Raw genomic sequence first — 20,738 nt, 5'->3', positions numbered from 1 at the left:
CAATTCACTCGAAGAGGCCTTTCCATGATTCATAACCGATTTATCAACCGTCGCGCCTGCCTCAAGGGCGTGGGAATGGCTCTTGCTTTGCCGCTCTTGGATACCATGGGTTGGGCAGAAGCGAGCGAGAAGAAATCGTTCAAGCCTCCTGTCCGACTCGGCTTCATGTACATGCCACACGGTGTGATCATGGATCGCTTTTGGCCAGCCAACGCCGAGAGCTTTCTGACTTCCCCGCCGCCAGCCCTGGAAGCACTGCGGCCGGTACTAGAGAAATGCTTGATGATGAAGGGCATCGCTGGCGTTTCCAATGGTCCGTTCAAGGGCGCACCTCACGCGCTCGAGCTATCCACTTGGCTTACCGCTGCCCTGCCCGACCCAGATCGACGTGGTGAAATTAACATTTCCATCTCGGCCGATCAAATCGCCGCTAACGCTTTCGGGGCATTCACAACACTTCCGTCGTTGGAACTGGCCACCATGCCCCAAACCTGGAAGGAGAATCAGGCCGGGCTGAACGAAGCGTACTATTCGCATTGCAGTTTCCGTTCTCCGACTCAGGCCGTCCCAGCTGAAATCAACCCGAGGAATGTGCTCAATCGCCTATTCCACAAGAAAGAGCAGACCGGCGATTCTGGCAGCCGGGCGAATCCCTTAGACCGCAGCATGCTGGATTTGGTGCTCAGCGGTGCACGCGATCTGCGACGCACCTTACCAGTTAATGATCAGCATAAGCTTGACGAGTATTTAGATAGTGTCCGATCCGTAGAACGCAGAATCGCTGCTATTGAAATTCGCCAAAAAGAGGCTGCTCTTGAAAAGGCGGGGGTACGATCCAGTCGCCGTAACGACTCCGACTCGCCACCGATTGAAATTAAGATTCCGGAAGGAGACAAGCGAAGCGAGTACATGCAAGTCATGTGCGACTTGAACGTGCTTGCGTTCCAAACCAATACGACTCGCGTTTGCACTTACATCGGTTCTACGCCTAATGGTGTCTCCTACCCTGAACTTGGATTCTCAGACAAACATCATTCGACGACGCACCACAATAACCAAGAAGAAAAGGTCAACAAGGTAGCCGCCATTACGGCGTTCAACATCGAGCAATTTGCCTACATGGTGAAGAAGATGGACAACCTCAAGGAAGGGGACGGTACGCTGCTCGATAACTGCATCATGATGTGGGGATCAGGTCTGGAAGACGGCGACCGACATACCCGAGCAAACCTACCATTCATCCTTGCCGGTAAGGGTGGCGGTTCGATTAAGACAGGACGCTTCCTGCCAGAGATCAAGGGAAACCAGGGCGACCTTCTCACCACGATCCTCGCAGCTGCCGAGGTTCCTCTGGATCGCCCGGTTGGTATTGCAACCAAACAGATCGACGAGATCAAAGCGTAGGTTGCCACGGGTAAATCCGCGGCACCGTTGCCGAAGCATGATTCGATGATTTAGTCGCCTGTGTAAACTCTCGGTCCGCGTTGTATAGCGACTCACTGCTCACGCAACACGGACTTGAGTAACTTTCCACAGAAAATCAACGCAGTCCCTTACTTGCCACAGCTTTGGAGCGACTTTTTTTGCTTCTCTGATAAGAATTTGGGCCTGTGCAGGAAAGCCGGCTTTCGCTGACGCACGAGCTTCGGACAGCAATGCCTTTCGAACGACCTCATGGATTCTTGCGACCGGGCAGCCTGCCGCTATCAATCGTTGCTCATCAAATGGCATTGATAACTGATCATCCCTAATCATGCCGTCGCGCCGCAAACGATGAACAAACGAAGCTGCGAGAGTCGAGATGGCCTGAGTTACGGTTCGCGCAGGCCGCGGATTTGCGAAGTCGCGTCGATATTGCAAGAGAATATCTGGCAAGTTCTCAAGCCGATGTTGTACGGACATTCGTAGCCACAGATCATAGTCTTCCGCGAATGGAAACCACTCGCGATACGGTCCCTCGAACTGATCAAGAACTGAGCGCCGCATCATTACCGCCGGATGCGCAATACAGTTGCTCTGCGGAAGTCTCGCCAGTACATCTTGGTATCTCAGCGGTGGTATGTTGTCTTTCCACACGCTTCCGTCGGCCCGAATCGTCTGATAACTACCACCCACCAAGGCAACCTCTGGGTGACGCTCCAAGTACTGTATCTGCAACTCGAAACGCGATGGCAATGCGATATCATCGGCATCAAGTCTTGCGATAAATTTCGTCTGAGCTTGCTTGACCCCATGATTGAGCGCGGAAACAATCCCACGGTGGTCAAGCTTGATGAGTTGAATGCGATCATCCCTGTCAGAAAACCGCTGAATGATCGCTCGGGAGTTGTCACTAGAACCATCATCGAGACAAAGGAGTTCCCACGCCTGGTAGGTTTGCCCCAAAACCGAGTTAATCGCAGAATCCAAGTAGGATTCTCCGTTATAAATCGGCATCAGTACCGTGACGACTGGCTTCATGCTGCGCGACTCACGACATTACCATTAGCAAGGTGACAAAGACGCTCGCAAAACTCCGTTCCGAATTCTCCCCAGGTGCGCGGGCGATAACGCTCTCGGATTCCCCTAGAAAGTTCGGCGAGGATTTCGGGTTTGTCACACCATCGAACAATTGTTTGATGCCAATTTGCGAAATCGAGCGGATCAAGGTGTACGGCGAGTCCTTGGCTTGCCTCAGGCATTGACGAGGTGCTGGATGCCAGACAGACCTTACCATGCATCATGCCCTCGACGATTGGTAAGCCCCAACCTTCGTAGAGCGACGGATACAACGTAAAGTTGCAATTTGCGTACAGCCAATGCAGTTGCTCGTCGTCGACATGATTGAGAATCACAATCGAGTCTTTCACCAATGGGTCACGCTCTATTTGGTACGTAAGATCGCTCGCTAACCAACCCTTCGAACCGACAATCACGAGTCGAGGAATATTAGTACGTCCTTCCTCAGCAAACCTTCTCCAGAGTTGATACAGGAGCTGATAGTTTTTACGGACTTGGATAGAGCTCACGCTGACAACAAACGGTTGTTGAATCAGAGTATCGGGTAGGCCGTTTGGCGTACTCGGACATTCCGGAATCGGATCGGCTCCCAAATAGATCACTTCACTATGCCGAGGCGTGATACCCCGTTGTCGGGCGAAACGATCGAAGTCGTTCTTTGTCGACTGAGAAATACCTAGCGTTAATGAACTATGCTTGGCGACAAATTCAACGAACTTTTCAAAAGCTAATACCAATTCCTTAGAGTGAAATTGATGAGGGTAGATTGCTGGGATCATGTCGGAAACGATCACTGCGAGTTGCAAACCGTGATCGAAAACGATCTCGTTCAACATACGCTCGTTTAACCGATCCCAGGTACTCCCAGTCAACGCAAAGACGTCGCCCGGTTGCCATTGGGGGATTGCTGCTTCCGGCGTAAACAGCCGCCGGGCTCGCGACAATGAAGCTCTCGAAGCGACGCGTATGAATCGCTCAAGATCACGTCCAACCTGCTTGAGGTATGTCTTGTTCTTACGGGGACCACACGAGTTCAACAGGGCCCCATGACGAGAACGGCCGAATTGCTCGACCAGCGTTACGATACGATCCCGCGACACTTCAACCATTTGATTGCCGTATCGATCGAATGCACAAAATCCAACATGTTCCGGTGGCAACGCAAGCGAACCGCGCAGTGCATTTATCTCTAAACGCGACAGACCGACTGGCAGATCATTGCTTAGCTGTCGGACTGTGGAACAGTCAAACCATACTCTCGATTTAGATGGCAAACGCAATTGACAACCTTTTCGCAAGAGGTTAATTAACCCGTCGAAGAAGAATACCCACTCTGGGTTGGGCATAAAATATCAATTTCAATATCGTAAGACTCGAATAGCATAAATGACATGCGGATAGCTATTACCATTCCGAGAATTGATCCCCAGCACGGAGGTGCCGAATCGTGGTCACTTCAATTCTGCCGCTGGCTGCTAGCTGAAGGGCATCAGATTCGGGTTATTGGATTGAAAGTGGCGGCCGATTTACCGATCCCGTCAGAATATGTTCAGCAACTTGAGGCCCCTAATCGACTCAGTGCACTTCAGCAACTCGACGGAATTTACGCCCGCGAACACTTTGACATCGTCCATGACATGGGGCTGGGACTTCGATTCGATATTTTTCAATCTCATGTGGGCTCACGCCGAGCAATGCAAGAAGCGAGTCAGACCTCACGGCCTGTATTGGCGCGAGTTGCGTCACATCTTGTCTCGTATTTTTCTGGACGGAAACGGCACTTGGGCCAGATCAGTTCGGCTCAGTTTTCAAGCACTAGCGGTTGGTACATCGCGGTTTCTCAGATGGCAGCTGAGGGACTCCATAAGCAAGAGGGCATTCCACTGAATCGTATCCATTGTGTTCCCAATGGAATCGACACCGAGCAGTTTCAACCTGTCCGGAATGAAGCCATTCGACACGAAGCAAGACAGGGATTCGCCATTGGCAAGAACGAACTTTGCCTTCTCACCATCGCACACAATCATCGATTGAAAGGAGTGCCGCATCTCGTACGGGCAATCCGGAGGTTGCAAGACTTTCAAGGGAAGCTGCACCTACTGGTCGTAGGAGGACACCGCCAAAGTGCAAAAAGCGTTCAACTCGGGAAACATACCGTTACTTATGCAGGCTCGTTGCCCGATGCCAAACCTGCTTACTCTGCCGCCGATGTTTGCGTTCATCCGACCTTTTATGACGCATGCAGCTTGACCGTACTAGAGGCCATGTCCTGCGGATTGCCAACAATCACGACACGTTGCAACGGAGCCGCCGATCGAATTACGCATGGAGTAAGTGGCTTCATCTTGCCATCACCACTCGAAATGCAGCACTTAAGCACGTACCTGTGTCAACTTACGTGCAGTGAGAAGCGTCGTCAGATGGGAATAGCTGCACGGCAGTCTGCGACGGCATGGACCATTGAGGACAACTTCCGCGCCATGGCGGCTGTTCATAATGCATGTTTCGACGAAAAGTCCCGCCAAAAACAAACATCCAGGACTAGCCCCAATCTACTATGTAGTAATAACTTGTTACGGACCGCCTAGCCTTCTTCAAACGAAAGATTGCGTTTGAAATCGCTCGCCTCTTGGACCATGTAAATCTTCATGCCAAAGCCATTACGAGAATACACGTTTTCGGATTGGGCTAGATTGCGCCCGATTTTGCATTCGATCAAAGCGTTGCGATATCGCCTGATTGATCGAGCCTACTGTCGCCAATCGCCGCCTGACGGGACGTCGGAATCGCTCATCTCGCTTTGTCGCGATCGGCAAGTGATCGTTTCCATCGCATTCAATGACAACGAGCTTATCCTGGCTCAAGCAAAACGTGTGAGAGATTTTATACCTCACGCGACCTACCTCATTGCTGACAACTCATCCAATGCAGATGCAGCAAGTGCCATTGAACGACACTGTCGAACCAACGACTTGCCCTACATCCGTTTGCCTAAGAACCCTTGGCAAGGGCGATCAGCGGCAAGTCGTTCTCATGGACAAGCGATGAACTGGGTGTGGCAGCAAATCCTAAGACCTGCCCGACCTTCCAGCTTCGGCTTCATCGATCATGATCTGATTCCGACGAATGCCTGTGATCCGTTTCAGAAGCTGCAGACACTGCCATTCTACGGTGACAAACGTTGGGCCAAGGATCGCTGGTTTCTTTGGGCCGGATATTGTTTTTTTCGCTTTGCTGAAGCCGAAGAGACGGGCCTTGATTTCAGTCAAGACTGGTTCATTGGTCTCGACACCGGAGGCGCCAATTGGCGTCGAATCTATTCCAAATGGGATCCTGCACTCCTGCCAGACCGCAAAATACGCGAGGCCTCTATCTTGCCTAACGTCGAGCTTCGGCAAGCCTACATTGAGTGGCGAGACGACTGGGTCCATGAAGTCGGCTTGGCAGGCGATCGAGCCTTGCGAGCTCAGAAACGCAAGGCCTTTCTTGAATTGATCGACACACTCAGCAAATCGCACCAAGCCGCATAGGAACTCGAGCGCGTCTTCGATTCGATCGTAATCAAACTATGCCGCTCGGCTCGGAGCACTTTTGCGAACCCCTCTGGTATATCGCTTAAGCTGCTTAGCAAGCCGGCTCACCGCTGCGATCAAGCCCTTTCGCTTGCGATGGTATGGCGCAGTTGATTCGTAACTGACGAAACATGGCCCGTCCCCCGAGTAGTCAGCACTTGGCACGTCAAACGTAGCCGTTGCCGAAATCGCGTTAAGCCGATGATCCAATGCGGCTTGCTGGCTGGCATCTTCGAACGTCGGTTTTCGAGCAATGACACAGCTATCGCACCACATCAAACTGGGCTCGGACCTTCTGTTTCCATGATTCTCGAAATAGGTCTCAACGAGTTCGATACCACAGTAATGGCACAAGCTGCTCCACGCATCAGGATAAAATCGCCAGCAATCAAGCGGGTAGCGGTGCACGGCGCCACTCCCTGGAGCGATAACCAGTGCGATCCCACCTGGCCGTAGAACACGAGCAATCTCAGCAAATGTCACCCAGAACATTGGGTTATGCTCAAAGGTTTGCCCTGAGATACAAAAATCAAATTGATTCGACCCTAACTCCTTCCAAACGAAGGGATGGCCAGGAACCAAGTCCACGTTCCGACCGGCCTCGAGATCAAGCCCGCAGTAGCTAACGTTTTCATGATCCATCACTTGTCGATAAGAAGGATGATCGTCATAGCACTTCGAACCGATCTCCAAGACACGGATGGGTGACCGCTCGCATTCGGGCAACATGTAGGTTTCCCAGAATGCTTCCATCTTCGAAAGGGATGTGCGATGCATGCTCGTCTCCTTAGACCTCACTGTCAAACATCATGTACGATTCAAATGGGGGCCAACTATGCCGACCTAGCAACCCATGCGTCCATTGCCTGGTTGGTGGCTACTCGCTCGCCTGGCCAGACCAGCGTTCCAATTCCATATCCATCCTGCGTGGCACTATCGATCCAGGTTCGTGTTTCATAAGTTGGAGCGATTTCCTGGGTAAAGTAATCGGGTACACCGCCAACATATGCTTGGGACGCCTCAGACTGAATCGGCACAATATCGTGAAAAGCGATCAAACCATCTTTTCGGACGAGTGGTGCATACATCTCGAAGTCTTGCTTAACACCGCTGTAGGAGTGGTCGCCATCGATCAACAAGAAATCAAGCGTGTGTCCCGCTAATACAGTTTTCAAATGCCCGATGACCTCGGAAGCATGGGAATCGCCACCAATTCGGATCAATCGCTGTGAACCTCGGACCAAACTCTCGTAAGGAATCGTATTCCGATGCTGATGAATCGGGTCAATGGAAACGATTAAAGCGTCATCCGAAGCCACCTGCGCCAATAGGGCTAGAGTCCCACCTCGATCGCTACCAATTTCGCAGAGAATACGCGGCCGAAGTCTCTCAACTTCGCCGAGAAGTGCCACGATCTCACTAGTCTTTTGATTTGATTTGAATTTTGAATGACCAGACGTAAATGCTACTTTCGCGACCAGATCATCGGCTAAGTTCAATTGCCGAACCAACCGCCTTGCTAGCATCGTTCTTCGCCACATTTGAAGCCACTCGAACGGCTCATCGAATACTCGGGCTACAAGTTCCCCAATCATTCGCAAATCACCTGTGTTATGACCATCGATCGGTTCGGAACAGCAATTCCCGTGAAAAACCGTCCATCGTTCTCATTCCGAATCAGGTCATACCATGTTTCACAAAGTGGCCTCAAGCGGAGTTTTACTCGCGATAAGTGCAACCATCGTGGCATGCGAATTGGCTATGAAGAGCATAGGTTAGCTTCCATTTTGGAGTTACCTTGGCCAAATCTACGGTGCGGCATTGAATTCGGAGACCTTGTCTATCACGTCTCTTAGTGGAATTCGCTGGAAGACCAGCTTTGATGCACTTCCTTCGTACAAGATGCCGACGGTTTCGTGATCGATCATAGTCAGGCACGAGTACCCCGCACTTCTCCCTTCATCGAGTAACAGTTGATACTTCTCGGGCCAGTTTTGTCCCAGATCGTTCGATGCTTTGATCGTGATTGACTGGCGAGAGCTAAGGTTATTTGGATTCGAGAACAGAAGCCAACCGCCGGTATTTTCGCCCAATTCTTGATCGACATCGATTAAGCTTGCCATACATGCAACAGGTTCGATCAAAGCGTTCTTCGAGGTGCCGTGTTCCTGCCATGTCTTACCTAGATCGCTAGTAATCATCACCACTCGTGATGATGCGTCGTTATAACGGCAGTTCAGCATGAGTTGCCCGGGACGAATTTCGATGACCTGGGCCTCAGTTGTTTCGGGATGGGCCCCGGTTCCAATCTTCCATGTTGCCCCGTGATCGACTGAGTAAATAATCGTTGAATGCGGGATACGATTTTCATCTTGAAACTGGGCAGGAAAGACGAGCGTCCCGTCCTTCATTGTGATCCCCTTCCCTGGCCCGTTGAAAGCAAGATTCCAATCCGGATTCTTGATTTGCTGAGTAATGCTGACCGGTTTCGACCACGTTTTGCCATCATCAGCCGAGCGAACCAGCATCAACTGTCCGGTTTCTTCAGGACCCAATCCTTGCCTGGAATAATGCCATGCTCGATTACCGTGGCTCCACAATGCAGCAACCCAAATCGTTCCCGTTCTTGCGTCGACCAGAACGGCGGGATCACCGATACCATCGTACTTCCATTGCGGATCGCTCCCCATGTCCATGATGATCCGCATCGGTTCCCAACTTCGACCACCATCGACACTCCGCGACATCCCCACATCGATATCTGCGGGCAAATCGCCGCTGCCGCGATAGCGAACATCGTAAACCGCAATCAGCGCCCCTTGTTTTGTCGTAGCAAGGCCTGGAATTCGATAGGTATGAACGCCCTTCTCTCCGGCGCGACGTAGGGCATGCCCGATGCGTAAAGGTGCCTCTTGCCTCGGCGGGTTCAACGCACGTGTTTCGCCGCTAATCTTGACGGTCGGGCAAGCGATCTGCAAGTTTTGCGAAACGTCCGTAGTATCCTTCAACTTGACCGAAACGAAAAAGTAGTTCGCTCCCCGCGCTAATTCGGTTTGCACGCCAACTTCCATGCTTGCTTGGGGACGCGTCGACACGCCGATAACCTGAACACCGGCCATCTTCGCGATATCCGAGATGGTAAACCACGCTGGCTGAGGTGTTTCACTGGCGATGATTTCCACTTTCTCGATTGACTCGATTTCAAGCGAGCCGCCAAGTTCAATCTGTACCGCTTCCAAGGTCAACTCACCTTCGGTGCCCTGCACGTCAATCTCTATTTGCAGGATCGGGTTCCATTCGTTGCGCAGGAGAACAGGCACCACGAATTGCCTGGCCGAAATCGATTTAACCACTTTCGGTACAACGCCACCCAGGTAGAAATCGTCGATCATCACACCAGACGCAGGCGGGGTCGTGCTACGAAAGCGAACTTGTTCTGGCAGCTTCCCCTTTAACGGAATCGAAACGTGATTCTTGAAACTACCTACCTCCGCTTTTCCCGCATCGTGAAACACCGATGTCCATTCACCGTCGCTCAGCAATTCGACGTGAAAGGAAAACGGAGGTCGCGAAGTCCATCGTTCGTACCAGAATTCAAGCCGATCGGTATCGCCAGCAAAATCATGTGGCGTCCAAACAACACTCCGCTCTACACCACCCATGAGTCGAAGCGAGGCTTTTCCTCCTCGCTGGTGCATTGTGTGGATCTCGGCATGGCCAGCATCTGCCGACCATGTTCCCGACTTGTCACTTCCTTCCACCAGTGGTCCAGGTGCGAGCGTCTCGAAGCCAGATGTCAATTCGGCTAGGTTCCCCGGTTGATTAGTCTCCGATTGTGCCCAGCAAACGGTCGAACGAACTGATAGGATAAATGCACCAAGCAAGAGCAAACGGAAACATAGGTAAGCAGATTTCATGAGGTAGGCCATTTCCGCTGAAAGACAATGAAATCGGGCGAGATCAAATTAATCGTTGCGTCATTCCAATCTAACATAGACGTATTTCATTTTTTGGAATTTCAGTTGACCCATTGTTCTTCCATCGGCTGACCTCAACAAACGGTACGGATCTGTTCTATAAGGCCAAAAAATCAGTGTTTATCCGAACGCCCCCCTTCTGACGGACCTGCAACAACTGGAATCCCTGGACAATCTGACTTAGCGAACAACGGCAAGGCCCAGCGAATCCATAATTCGCCTAGCATCCGCTCTCGGGTTAAGTTCACCTCAAAGCTGGTCATTCGCGGGCTGACATAGTAAATTTGCTAACATCACTTTTGCTCCCCTCCAGACAATCACCTTCCAATTCCTCTGATGAATTGCGGTTCACGCAATTGCCTGATCGCTTGCCAACCTCTCAGTCTCGAGTTCACCATGTCGCTCAATCGTCGTCGTCTCTTACAGTCCGCCGTTGCCGCAACGGGAACCGTTTCTATAGCTCCGTGGCTCATTGCGCAAACGGCCAAAGAGCAACCAGAGCTTTCAGCAGATGTCGCGATCATCGGAGGAAGCTTGGGGGGCTGCGCTGCGGCAATCGGAGCGTTGCGTCGCGGGCTGAAGGTGGTGATGACCGAGGAAACGTCGTGGATTGGCGGGCAACTTACTTCCCAGATCGTTCCGCCCGACGAACATGGGCACATCGAAACGCATGGCTCGAATACTTCGTACCGCAAGTTTCGCAATGACATCCGTGAGCACTATCGCCAGGAGTATCCCCTGACCGATGCGGCGAAAGCGAATGCGAGGCTAAACCCCGGAGGGGGCAGCGTTTCCCGGCTTTGCCACGAACCGAAAGTGGCTCTTGCGGTATTGAACCAGATATTTGCCCCTTATCTGAAGACGGGACAACTCCGTCTTCTTTTAGAGACGGTACCCGTTGCCGCTGAAATGTCAGGCGACCGCATCGCAAGTGTAACGGTTCAATCGGCGAAAAGTGCTGACAAGCATGTGGTGATAGCCCCCTACTTTCTTGATGCGACCGAATTGGGAGACCTGTTACCGCTGACTGGCGCTGAGTATGTTACGGGAGCCGAGGCGAAATCGGAAACCGGCGAGCTTCATGCTGCCGATCAGGCCGAGCCAGACAATCAGCAATCGTTCACCGCTTGCTTCCCCATGCAGTACGTCGACGGCCAAGACTTTGTGGGCGACAAACCAGCCGATTACGAATTCTGGCGCAATTACGTCCCAGATTTGACGCCGGCCTGGTCTGGCAAGTTACTTGATCTTCATTACTCGTCGCCACGTGATCTCAAACCAAAGAAGCTCGATTTTGATCCCACCGGCAAACCAACCAAGGCACTTAACTTGTGGCTTTATCGGCGCATTGTCGATGCTTCAAACTTCGTCCCTGGTACTTACGAGGGCAGCGTTACCCTGGTTAATTGGCCACAGAACGATTACATGCTGGGTAACCTGGTCGGAGTTACGCCCGAAGAGAAACAGAAGCATATCGATCAAGCGAAACAGCTAAGCCTATCCCTCTTCTATTGGCTGCAAACGGAATGTCCTCGCGCGGACGGGGGAAGCGGATTTGCTGGACTGCGGCTCGTTCCAGAAATGACGGGTACGAAGGATGGCATTGCGATGTATCCGTACGTTCGTGAGTCGCGTCGTATACTTGCCGAGTTTACGGTTAAGGAACAGCATGTCGGCCGCCAGCAGCGTAGCGAGATCACTGGACTGTCTGGCAATGATTTGAAAGCCGCACAATTCTCCGACTCGGTCGGCATTGGCTACTACCACATCGATCTACATCCTAGCAGCGGTGGCAACAACTACATCGACTTCGCGTCGCTTCCATTTCAGATCCCGCTTGGTTCGATGGTTCCAAAACGCATCGAGAACTTGATTCCTGCTTGTAAGAATCTCGGCGTCACCCACCTCACCAACGGTTGCTATCGCCTACACCCCGTTGAATGGTGCATCGGCGAGGCGGCTGGTTGCTTGGTGAGCTACTGCCTTGAAAAGTCCATCTCTCCGCGGGCTGTCCGCAACACGCCAGACAAACTGGCCGACTTCCAGCGATCACTAACCAGCGAAGGAATGGAACTCGCCTGGAAATAGCTCGTACGGAGCGTTTCTGCTGGGCACATTACGATTTGCTTAGGAACGCGGTCACGATTTGCTTCAATCCGACGCCGAACAGTCTTTCTGCGATTGGATCAAGCTGATCCTCCTCTCCTTGAATGTGGAACGTCCGTTGAACGTGACGCATGGTTTCGCCCGGCTTCAGGGCGGCGGCCGGAGAAGATGTTTCCAGTTCGTAGAAGGGCCCAAGCGGCGGCTCGCCAGGGGCAGGAGAACCATCATTATAGGCGTTGATCACGTCGCCCTCGAATGGATTGTCTTGCAGCTCCCACATCGAGTTGACGTAACCACTGGGTGCTTCTTGAGTGTTGTACATGACGATCGTCAACACCTTCCCATCGGCATCATAGCTTCCCGCCAACCCTTTCGAGCGCTCGGGCGAAAGACCTATTTTTCCGCGTCGCGTACCATCCCCTTTTAAGTACAGGACGTCCTCTTCCACCTTAAGATAATCCTCCGGCACCTTACCGAAATAGCGGTCGTTCACCTTGGGGCCTAGCAATTCGACGCTACCAGAGTGAAACGGGATAACGATGGTCGTCTGTGGCGAAGGGTTATACATACCTAACAGCCAGATGGATGGTAGCCCCGATTCAGGAAGCCAGGCGTGATTTCCGCGATTGCTCAATCGGTTGTCACTCTCGTAGGCGACGACCTGGACTTCGTTTAGAGACGCTTGGATTTGCAATGTCTCGGCGATTGCGGTCTTATCCAAAAGACGAATCGATCGCTCGATGTTCATTTTAAACTTCGCACCACTGAAATTCGTTAATGTACAAGTGTGTGAGAAGTCGACCGATCGGTCTGTCTGACTCCCGATTTCATAAGGTTCCGTGTCGATCGCCGCAGGCGTCTTCCAATCGGAGAATTCAAACTTTGAACCTGGTTCAAAGAATAACGCGAACTGCCCTCCTTCCGGTCCTAGCCAAAAACGCTCTTCGCCACCAAAGACGTAGATATGCTCTTCCATCGTTCCCTGTCGGCGCTGTTCGGGAACGATCCCCTGCTGGATCACTTTGCGATTGATCCAACCGAAACTGGGGCCTGATTCTCGTTGGACCGTGCTGGTCATCACCCGCCCTTGATAAGCAGGCGCAATTGCGACCGCAATATCACGATCTTGCAGCAGCACAATCGGAGTGAACGTTTCGAGAAATGTGAGATCGTCCTGAAAGCTACTGAGCACGATACAAGTTCTCCTTTACCACGTTCGCCGCAACCAGAATCTGAAGTTACGCGAAATCGACGCTGACGATCTGACTCATGAATCAGTTGGGCAATTCCAGGAATACAATGCTCGACGGATTTCCGACCGGCGCGTAGTGCCCTGTAAACTGCAGCAAGCCTGTGTCGCGATTCACCTTGAACACGGTGACATGATCGGCCCGTTGATTACAGCAATAAAGAAACTCGCCAGTTGGATCGAAGTTAAAACTCCTCGGGTAATTACCCCGTGTCCATTCATCCGCGACATGGGTCAGCGTTCCGTCCTCGCCGATCGAAAAGATCCCGATGCTATCGTGAAGTCGATTACCAGCGTAAACGAATCGGCCATCGGCAGAGACGAGAATCTCGGAGCAGAAATTGCTTCCGGTGTACCCTGGCGGCAAAGTCGAGATTGTCTGGCGCGGCGCTAACTTGCCTGACTCCGCATCGTAATCGAAAAGAACGATGGTCGAGCCCTCTTCCTGGATCGAGTAGAACCAGCGACCGTTCGGATGGAAGTAAAAATGTCGTGGCCCATCACCAGGAGGCAACGATACGGAAGCCGGAGAATTCGGACTTAACTTCCCTGTCTTTTGGTCAAACTTCCAGATGTAAATCCGATCCAACCCCAAGTCAACGTGGAGAACGAATCGCCCTGTCGGGTCGGGCTGAATCATGTGCGCATGGGTACGATCATGTCCGCTGAACGCGAAGCTCCCAGGAGGTGCTTGGACAGATTTCGTCGGACCAATCTTCCCCTCATCTTGTTGGACGTCGGTGGGCTCGCCCAGCCGACCATCATTCAAAATTGGCAGTACCGCCACGGAACCACCGAAGTAGTTCGCGACAAACAGAAACTTTCCTGAAGGATGAATGCTTAGATAGGTGGGACCAGCGCCGCCCGAACGCACCGTATTGAGTTGTTTTAGGCTACCATCGCGCGGTTCAATGGCGAATGCGGTGACCGTCCCCTCTTTGCTGTCGCCTACTCGATCCGTTTCGTTCGATGAGTAAAGACAATTCCCCGCTGCGTTGATGATCACACAACTCGGGCTTGTCCCCATTGGTTCGACGAACGCTTCGGTGAGTGCGCCCGTTTGGCGATTGACTCGGAAACCGTGTATTCCACGGCCATTGCCAGGTGGAAGATCGACCTGAGTCTTCAGCACGTCCTTCAGCGGTGAGCTGAACGTTCCGACGTAAGCCATCAGTTGCTTTGAAGAATCCGTCTCTTCGGCCGCCAACAAGTAGTCCGGCAACTGGCTTGCCCCAGCGATTGCGGTGGCGACCATCATGAAGGAGCGTCGCGATGTCATATTCGATGTCATGTGTTTTCCAGGCTTCAAGATGTTAAGACGACGAATCTAGGTAGCTAAATCATGAACGCGAAGTCGCCTCTTGCGAGCAGTCAATGGACCCAGCTCAACGGAACCACTATACCATGTTTCCGCCTTGGAGCATCTCGCACGTGGGGTTGGTTACGGCTCTCCAACTTCGGAAGCAGGGGCAAGACGCCAGACGCGAACCCAGCCGCGATAGCTAACTGTGGCAATCAGAGATTGATCGCGAAAATAAAAGACGTGATGTGCGCCGAAATCAAACATATCGAGCCGTCCGTACTCTCGCGCCGTCTCCAGGCTCCAGAACCGCAACGTGCCATCGTGGGCAACGCTCATGAGAGTATCCTCATCCTCGACAAACTCGACGTCGGTGATCCCTTGTAAGTGGCCTGCCAAGACGCTTTTGATGCCGTTTTCGGAATCGAATACTTCTATTTGATCCGAGAGTTTCGCGATCGCACGCTTCTTCTGATCGTTCGAATACTGAACGTGCGTGGATCCTTCTTTGATGGATTCGCTCAGCTCGGTCGTTTCGATTTGACCACCTGCGTCCAGTTCGAGAACAGCGCGGTGAGTATAAATACGAACTGGCGATTTCTTATCGCCGGTGGGTACCATTCCAATCGCTTCATCGTAGGGAAGATTGTGAACCGTTTGTTTACCACCATCACCCAGATCAATTGACACGAGCGAACTGCTGTACAAAACGTACAACTGCTGATCGAGCTTCAGCATCCACCGACACCTTTGCGCTTTCAGCGGCGAGGGAAACGTGCGAGGTGAAGCCTCCCCATCGCAGTTGATCTCAACGATCGCGTTCTCATCGGCAAAGTAGATTTTGTTGTCGGCACATATACCGTGGACGATCGTCTTGTCGTGTCGAAACACCGTATCGATACTGAGCGTCGTCAGGTCGAGCCGAACTAGTTCACCGTTAGCAAACGGCAAGTAAAGTAGGTCGCTTCGAAGAGGATCACGAAATGGTTCTTCCGTTGTGCCTCTCGATCCATCTGAAAGTCCTACAACATCTACAGGATTTCGGGCCGGTAAATGATGCAATTGGACGGTTCCGTCTTCAGAACTCGTGATCAATTGAATTCCCAACTCCGCGAATCTGTTTGAGCCGAGCCTAACCTTGCCTCCACGGAAATCGCCCGGCAGCAGTTCGATGTCGGTGATACGTTGATCGCTGATTTCAACAATCCGAGCCTGAGGAAGGGGTTTCTCCTGATCACAATCGACCTCCCATAGATAGACCGTGCCATCATCACATCCAGCAACGATTAGACCGTCGTCGGGGCTGACGTCGACACAGCGAATGCGACTTGGCATGTCAGCAACATGGACGGTTTGTTTTTTATCGGACCAGCGCACGACTCGTAAATCGTTTGTTCCTGCCGAGACGACATAGCTCGGCTCTCCGTCGCTATCACGTGCCAGGGCGAACGACTCGACTTCGCTAGAGATTTCCTCTTTGTCTTCCGAGTCAATGTTGTAGAGATAAAGTCTTCGATCATCTTTACCTGCCTGACAAATCCCAAGTAGATGATCATCGTCAATGAATTCTAACGATTCATTCCGCGTATCGGTCGTCCATTTAGCGCGTTGTTTACCTTCTTTGTCGAACACAAAAACACTGTGATATCGCTCGGAGGCGGCAAACCATCTCCCACTAGGAGAGACGGCGACCTCCTCTATACCGTACCACGGTCGACTTCCTTTCTGCTGGTGTTCACCGTTGTCCATTCGATAGAAGTCGACAAGATTCTCGCCAACCGGGATATTCTTACCGGTTAGAAACAGTTGACTATCCTTGTCAATCGCGATCGAGTCCAGCTTACCGCCAATTGTGAACCTTTGCAGTTGCTCGCCATCAAAGTTAGCCTTGATGACTTGGCCATCGTGGCCCACTGACAAAAGAAACGACGCGTCATCCGAAATCACAAACTGAGTTGCAAAATCGGTATGCCTGGTTAACACAAGTGATTTCGGCGGTTCAATCAACGCTTCGAGCATGCGCTGCGGCACCGAGCGGGGAACGTCGGCATCAGCACCTTGATAAGGCGCTAATAGCAGCTGAATTGCCGTCAGATCTTGGTCGTGAAACGCCTCGAATGCGGAGCGGATATTCGCAACGTATAACTCGCGTTTCAAGCGACTCTGGCTGGCATCTAGATCGCGGTTCGCCCCCAGCAGCTGCTCGTTGACCGAATTCAATTGAGAATTCAGACTCGACAGTGACCAGGAATTCACAAGTTGAACCGAGAACGCTACCATAACGGCCATAACGCATCCGGCAATCGCGACCGTGAACGTCAGTGGATTCCGCTCGCACCATCGAAGGGCACCTTGAATTCGGTTTCGCAAGCGTGCTCGCACACGTCCGCGGTCGACGTATTGACGCAAGTCCGAAGCAAACTCTTTCGCAGTCGCATAACGATCTCGTGGATTCAGTTCCATCGCATGGCAGATAATCGCTTCTAACTGCGTTGGAATCTCAGGCCGAACCCGCGACGGCCGCACGAATCGGCCTGAGAGAACATCGTGAATAATCTTTTGACGTGTACCCAAATATGGCTTACGGAGCGTACACAATTCGTAAAGGGTGACGCCCAAACTGTAGACATCGGTCGCTCGATTGATATCACCACTTTGGCCGCTCGCTTGCTCAGGGCTCATATAAGCAGGCGTTCCTAGCACGTCTCCCGTTTCGGTCAGCTCAATTTCGTCCTCTCCCATCGAGGCAAGTCCGAAATCGGTTAACCAGATATCCCCGTGCACATCAACCAAAATGTTCGATGGCTTGACGTCACGGTGGACAATCCCACTTTCATGTGCAACGTGCAGCGCGTCGGCAATATTCGCTAGGCGTTCGGCGATTTTTTTGAGACGATCCTGCTCGAAGTAGGCGGCACAACTTGCGACTTCCGATTGCGTGACAGGAGTCTTGACGATCGTAGTTGGCGCTTTCTGCGTCGCGACATCGGAATCGTCACCGATTTGCTGTCGCCAGTACTGAATGACTCGATCGAACCCGACGCCGTCGATCAATTGCATCGCCAGATAGGTCGACCCTTCGTCAACACCGGAAGCGATCGGCCTGACAACATGCGGATGATTCAGCGCCGCGATGGCGCGTGATTCACGCTCGAGCCTCAGTCGATAGGTTTGGACGTTACGAATCGCTCGACGTAGAAGCTTGATCGCCACGAGCATGCCTGATTGGGCATTTTGGCCAACGTAGACGACTCCCATCCCCCCATGGGAAATTGCGTTCAGCAGGCGGTACCCCCCGACGTCTTCATCACTGAGAAGCTCACCTGATGTCGAAGTCGATCCTTGGGTAACCGTTGAAGTCCCTTGGTCGATACCACCAAATGCATTCAGTCGGTAAAGTTCTTCTTCGAGCCGAAGATAGTCGCGGAAGGCCGATTGGATCTCGTCGGAGTAGCCAGAGATGAATTGATTGACATCGACATCCGCCCCGGCATCAATCTGTTGTAAATAGTCGGCGATAAGATTGTCCAGCTGCCCCTCTTCGTCGGTCACTCGAAGCCACCCTCCATCAATTCTTGAAGCTCGGCAGGGAATAACTCGCGCAGTGTTTTCAGGCCACGTCTGAGCCTACCCGCGACAACGGCGACGGTTGTATCGAGTTCCGCAGCAACTTCTTTCATGAGGCGACCGTCGATGAATCTCATCTCCAAGGTAGCACGATATTCGTCGGGCAACTTTTCGAGGGCCTGCGCCAACATGATGGCAACTTCTCCTCGCACGAGATGACGTGCCGGGTCTTGGCCGGCACGCGTGTTCCAGACGAAGCTAAGTCCCCCCGTATGCTCATCCGCATCGACTTCTCGCCGAAAATCGCGAGGCGAAGCGGAATGATTCCTCCACATCCGTACGATGTTGTCTTCCAGGATATTTTCCAGCCAAGCTTCGAGCTCTTCCCGAGACTCCCCTTGAAAGCCATGGAAGCCACGTAATGCTTCGACGCAAGTCATCTGGACGACATCCGATTCGTCGTATCGATTGCTGACCATTCGGCGAGCATGGCGAGCAGCCACAAGTCGCAACAAAGGACGATACCGGCCCACCAAGGCCCGCCACGCACCGGAGTCGCCCGTCATCGCTTCGTGAAAAACATCGCTATTGGGAGAAGCCACCATCCGCCTTCCTCTGGACATGCCAATCACACGGCAATTGCGACCAATTGGTCAACCAATCTTGAGCAGTTTAAAGTCAACAATCCATACGAGCATCGCTGGGCACAGTTCACTGCTTTCGACCGTGAGATTCAACCCGAATTTCTCGCGGAAATCTGACGTCTAACTCGATTGTATATCGAAGTACCGCATGCCGTATCATCCCCCCTAGAAAATGTCGTAACAGGTAGCATTGCGGTATTATCAGCAGCCGCCGGAAGTTCCCCGGATTTAAGGCCGGGGCTCGCGAGAAGTCGCACAGACAACTTCGACTTAGAGAGTTTCGTAACGCGAGATATCGCTTGCAAAACATCTTGTTCGCAGGCCTCAATCACAACGGTTTACTTGCTGAACGTCGAGCGCGATACGGGGCAAGTCAATTGACTTGTTTGGGTCCTGAAAAACTGGCAATTGCTCATTGTCCTAGACCGGTTTCAGCATGCGAGACAACTAAAGCCGGTTACGAGCCCTTGCGAGTGAGGGTAGGCAATAGGAAACCCCCTTGAGGACTCCCTGAGCGTCGGTTCAAAACAGGCGTTCGCTCAGTGCCATCGATCACTTTGAAATAAGAACGAACTTCTTCCAAGATTTCATCCAATGGCTTATTGCAAGGTTTGCGCAACACACCTATTATTAGGGGTGCCTAGCCTGAAAGGCTGGGTAGTTTATTCAGGCGGACCCGATTATTCCTTACTACGTTTGCAATCAGTTATTCCCGTAGGACTTTAAGTCATGCGAAACATCGCACTGCTCACGCTAATCGCGGTCTTTGCCTTTCCTCAGATTTCTAGTGCAGAGCCATTGCTGCAACTTTACCTGGAAGGTGGCACCTACGATCAAGCCACTGAATCCTGGACACTGACCCCCTATGGTTCTACGGGCGGTGCCCCATTTCGCATCTGGGCAATTGGCAATACCTCTAAAGCGACGATTTACGACGTCAAATTGGCGATTTCGTATTCCTCCGAAGCGGAGGCGAATGGCCCTCTGAACATTTCCTTGACCCCTTCAACCATGGGGGGAACCGGTTCTTACAACGGTTTCACCGAAGGTTCAGCGACAACTTTGGATCCGTTTTTCATTCAACGGAACACGTCTGGCGACACACCCCAACTTGGCGGTGGAGGTTACCTCTCATCGCACGGAGTTTACGGTGATGGCGTCTTCTGGCAGGAGTTCGGTTTGGGGGATTTTGATCAAGAGGAGACTCTGATCGGCGATTTCACCAATGGCTTCGCTGGACCAGGCAAGAGGCTGGGGCAGATCAACGTTTACGATGTAACCGTAACCGGTTCGTCGATTCACCCCACGACGGTTCACTTCGACCTTTACGATCACGTTGAAGCGCAAAACGGCGTGCGTGGCGTATTCGCTCCATTCTCGCATGATGCAGACGCAACGGCTCAGATCGCTCCGGTCCCCTCGGCAGCGATGATGTTACTGACTGCCGTCTTCGGGCTCGGCGGTATGGCACGCTTCCGTCGCTGGTTTTCAAAGCCAAACGCGGCATAGGTGACCAAGCAGCCCCCGCCTAGGAAGAAGCCGGTACGGAATTCGCCATTCGTGGCTTACAATGGTAATCCACGAATCTATTCTGACTTTGCTTCCTGCCGAACGTGAACCATGGGCAAACTATGGCGCAGACGACTTATTTGCGTCGGCCTCACCATCATCGTTATTTACCTGGCCCATCCAGTAATTCTTGAATGGGCCGCTGGCTGGCTCGTTGCGTCGGAGCAGCGTCCCGAGCAAATCGATTGCTTGGTAATTCTCAGCGGTGATGAACGTTATCACGTCGCGGGATCGATTCACGAAAATTCCCCAGGT

At 52.3% G+C, this 20,738-nt stretch carries 15 protein-coding genes; 5 read left to right on the top strand and 10 right to left on the bottom strand.

From position 1 onward, the window contains the following. The first annotated feature begins 24 nt into the window (after positions 1 to 24). Entirely contained in the window at positions 25 to 1,404 is a 1,380-nt protein-coding gene (locus C5Y83_RS27640; protein ID WP_105333014.1) for a DUF1552 domain-containing protein, read from the top strand. Positions 1,405 to 1,503: 99 nt separating this feature from the next. On the opposite strand, the gene C5Y83_RS27635 is transcribed toward C5Y83_RS27640, so the two are convergent. Beyond that, positions 1,504 to 2,460, bottom strand: coding sequence for a glycosyltransferase (locus C5Y83_RS27635; RefSeq protein ID WP_105333013.1), 957 nt, complete (start codon positions 2,458 to 2,460; stop codon positions 1,504 to 1,506). Beyond that, positions 2,457 to 3,608, bottom strand: a complete 1,152-nt coding sequence (locus C5Y83_RS27630; protein ID WP_158262558.1) for a glycosyltransferase family 4 protein — start codon at positions 3,606 to 3,608, stop codon at positions 2,457 to 2,459. Before C5Y83_RS27630 ends, C5Y83_RS27635 begins: the two co-directional genes overlap by 4 nt. Positions 3,609 to 3,890: 282 nt before the next feature. Here C5Y83_RS27630 and C5Y83_RS27625 point away from each other — a divergent pair, with 282 nt between their 5' ends. Beyond that, entirely contained in the window at positions 3,891 to 5,087 is a 1,197-nt protein-coding gene (locus C5Y83_RS27625; protein ID WP_105333011.1) for a glycosyltransferase family 4 protein, read from the top strand. Positions 5,088 to 5,192: 105 nt separating this feature from the next. Further along, on the top strand, positions 5,193 to 6,029 hold the full coding sequence (locus C5Y83_RS27620) for a hypothetical protein (RefSeq protein ID WP_105333010.1): 837 nt from the start codon (positions 5,193 to 5,195) through the stop codon (positions 6,027 to 6,029). Positions 6,030 to 6,065: 36 nt separating this feature from the next. Here C5Y83_RS27620 and C5Y83_RS27615 read toward each other — a convergent pair whose 3' ends face one another. From C5Y83_RS27615 to C5Y83_RS29700, 3 genes are all read right to left on the bottom strand, one after another. After that, positions 6,066 to 6,848 carry a methyltransferase domain-containing protein gene (locus C5Y83_RS27615; protein WP_105333009.1) on the bottom strand — a complete coding sequence of 261 codons (783 nt, stop codon included), beginning with the start codon at positions 6,846 to 6,848 and terminating at the stop codon, positions 6,066 to 6,068. 56 nt (positions 6,849 to 6,904) lie between these two features. Then, on the bottom strand, positions 6,905 to 7,597 hold the full coding sequence (locus C5Y83_RS27610) for a class I SAM-dependent methyltransferase (protein ID WP_261341483.1): 693 nt from the start codon (positions 7,595 to 7,597) through the stop codon (positions 6,905 to 6,907). A gap of 282 nt (positions 7,598 to 7,879) precedes the next feature. Beyond that, on the bottom strand, positions 7,880 to 9,988 hold the full coding sequence (locus C5Y83_RS29700; RefSeq protein WP_199195150.1) for a sialidase family protein: 2,109 nt from the start codon (positions 9,986 to 9,988) through the stop codon (positions 7,880 to 7,882). A 456-nt stretch (positions 9,989 to 10,444) separates the two neighbouring features. Between C5Y83_RS29700 and C5Y83_RS27600 the strand changes: the two genes are divergently transcribed. Further along, on the top strand, positions 10,445 to 12,136 hold the full coding sequence (locus tag C5Y83_RS27600; protein ID WP_105333006.1) for an FAD-dependent oxidoreductase: 1,692 nt from the start codon (positions 10,445 to 10,447) through the stop codon (positions 12,134 to 12,136). Positions 12,137 to 12,164: 28 nt separating this feature from the next. On the opposite strand, the gene C5Y83_RS27595 is transcribed toward C5Y83_RS27600, so the two are convergent. The 4 genes from C5Y83_RS27595 to C5Y83_RS27580 form a co-directional block, all read right to left on the bottom strand. After that, positions 12,165 to 13,346, bottom strand: coding sequence for a DUF6786 family protein (locus C5Y83_RS27595; protein WP_105333005.1), 1,182 nt, complete (start codon positions 13,344 to 13,346; stop codon positions 12,165 to 12,167). An 82-nt stretch (positions 13,347 to 13,428) separates the two neighbouring features. After that, on the bottom strand, positions 13,429 to 14,694 hold the full coding sequence (locus C5Y83_RS27590; RefSeq protein ID WP_105333004.1) for a lactonase family protein: 1,266 nt from the start codon (positions 14,692 to 14,694) through the stop codon (positions 13,429 to 13,431). 150 nt (positions 14,695 to 14,844) lie between these two features. Continuing rightward, on the bottom strand, positions 14,845 to 18,255 hold the full coding sequence (locus tag C5Y83_RS27585; RefSeq protein WP_105333003.1) for a serine/threonine-protein kinase: 3,411 nt from the start codon (positions 18,253 to 18,255) through the stop codon (positions 14,845 to 14,847). Further along, positions 18,252 to 18,875, bottom strand: a complete 624-nt coding sequence (locus tag C5Y83_RS27580; protein WP_158262556.1) for an RNA polymerase sigma factor — start codon at positions 18,873 to 18,875, stop codon at positions 18,252 to 18,254. Before C5Y83_RS27580 ends, C5Y83_RS27585 begins: the two co-directional genes overlap by 4 nt. A gap of 768 nt (positions 18,876 to 19,643) precedes the next feature. Between C5Y83_RS27580 and C5Y83_RS27575 the strand changes: the two genes are divergently transcribed. Continuing rightward, on the top strand, positions 19,644 to 20,423 hold the full coding sequence (locus C5Y83_RS27575) for a choice-of-anchor N protein (RefSeq protein WP_105333001.1): 780 nt from the start codon (positions 19,644 to 19,646) through the stop codon (positions 20,421 to 20,423). Between the two features lie 120 nt (positions 20,424 to 20,543). Here the strand turns inward: C5Y83_RS27575 and C5Y83_RS29230 are convergent, their stop codons facing one another. Continuing rightward, complete coding sequence (locus tag C5Y83_RS29230) at positions 20,544 to 20,723, bottom strand: hypothetical protein (RefSeq protein ID WP_146117950.1); 180 nt, start codon at positions 20,721 to 20,723, stop codon at positions 20,544 to 20,546. Positions 20,724 to 20,738 lie beyond the last annotated feature (15 nt).

This window comes from Blastopirellula marina (assembly GCF_002967765.1).
Taxonomy (GTDB): Bacteria; Planctomycetota; Planctomycetia; order Pirellulales; family Pirellulaceae; genus Bremerella; species Bremerella marina_A.
Note: the sequence above shows the minus strand (reverse complement) of the source record. Positions and strands in the feature narration are given on the sequence as shown.

Excerpts from the sequence above, each read along its gene's own strand:
- C5Y83_RS27610 (WP_261341483.1), bottom strand. The coding sequence starts at position 7,597 with ATGCTAGCAAGGCGGTTGGTTCGGCAATTGAACTTAGCCGATGATCTG.
- C5Y83_RS27615 (WP_105333009.1), bottom strand. The coding sequence starts at position 6,848 with ATGCATCGCACATCCCTTTCGAAGATGGAAGCATTCTGGGAAACCTAC.
- C5Y83_RS27590 (WP_105333004.1), bottom strand. The coding sequence starts at position 14,694 with ATGACATCGAATATGACATCGCGACGCTCCTTCATGATGGTCGCCACC.
- C5Y83_RS27635 (WP_105333013.1), bottom strand. The coding sequence starts at position 2,460 with ATGAAGCCAGTCGTCACGGTACTGATGCCGATTTATAACGGAGAATCC.
- C5Y83_RS27640 (WP_105333014.1), top strand. The coding sequence starts at position 25 with ATGATTCATAACCGATTTATCAACCGTCGCGCCTGCCTCAAGGGCGTG.
- C5Y83_RS27575 (WP_105333001.1), top strand. The coding sequence starts at position 19,644 with ATGCGAAACATCGCACTGCTCACGCTAATCGCGGTCTTTGCCTTTCCT.
- C5Y83_RS27600 (WP_105333006.1), top strand. The coding sequence starts at position 10,445 with ATGTCGCTCAATCGTCGTCGTCTCTTACAGTCCGCCGTTGCCGCAACG.
- C5Y83_RS27630 (WP_158262558.1), bottom strand. The coding sequence starts at position 3,608 with ATGGTTGAAGTGTCGCGGGATCGTATCGTAACGCTGGTCGAGCAATTC.
- C5Y83_RS27580 (WP_158262556.1), bottom strand. The coding sequence starts at position 18,875 with ATGGTGGCTTCTCCCAATAGCGATGTTTTTCACGAAGCGATGACGGGC.
- C5Y83_RS27625 (WP_105333011.1), top strand. The coding sequence starts at position 3,891 with ATGCGGATAGCTATTACCATTCCGAGAATTGATCCCCAGCACGGAGGT.
- C5Y83_RS29700 (WP_199195150.1), bottom strand. The coding sequence starts at position 9,988 with ATGAAATCTGCTTACCTATGTTTCCGTTTGCTCTTGCTTGGTGCATTT.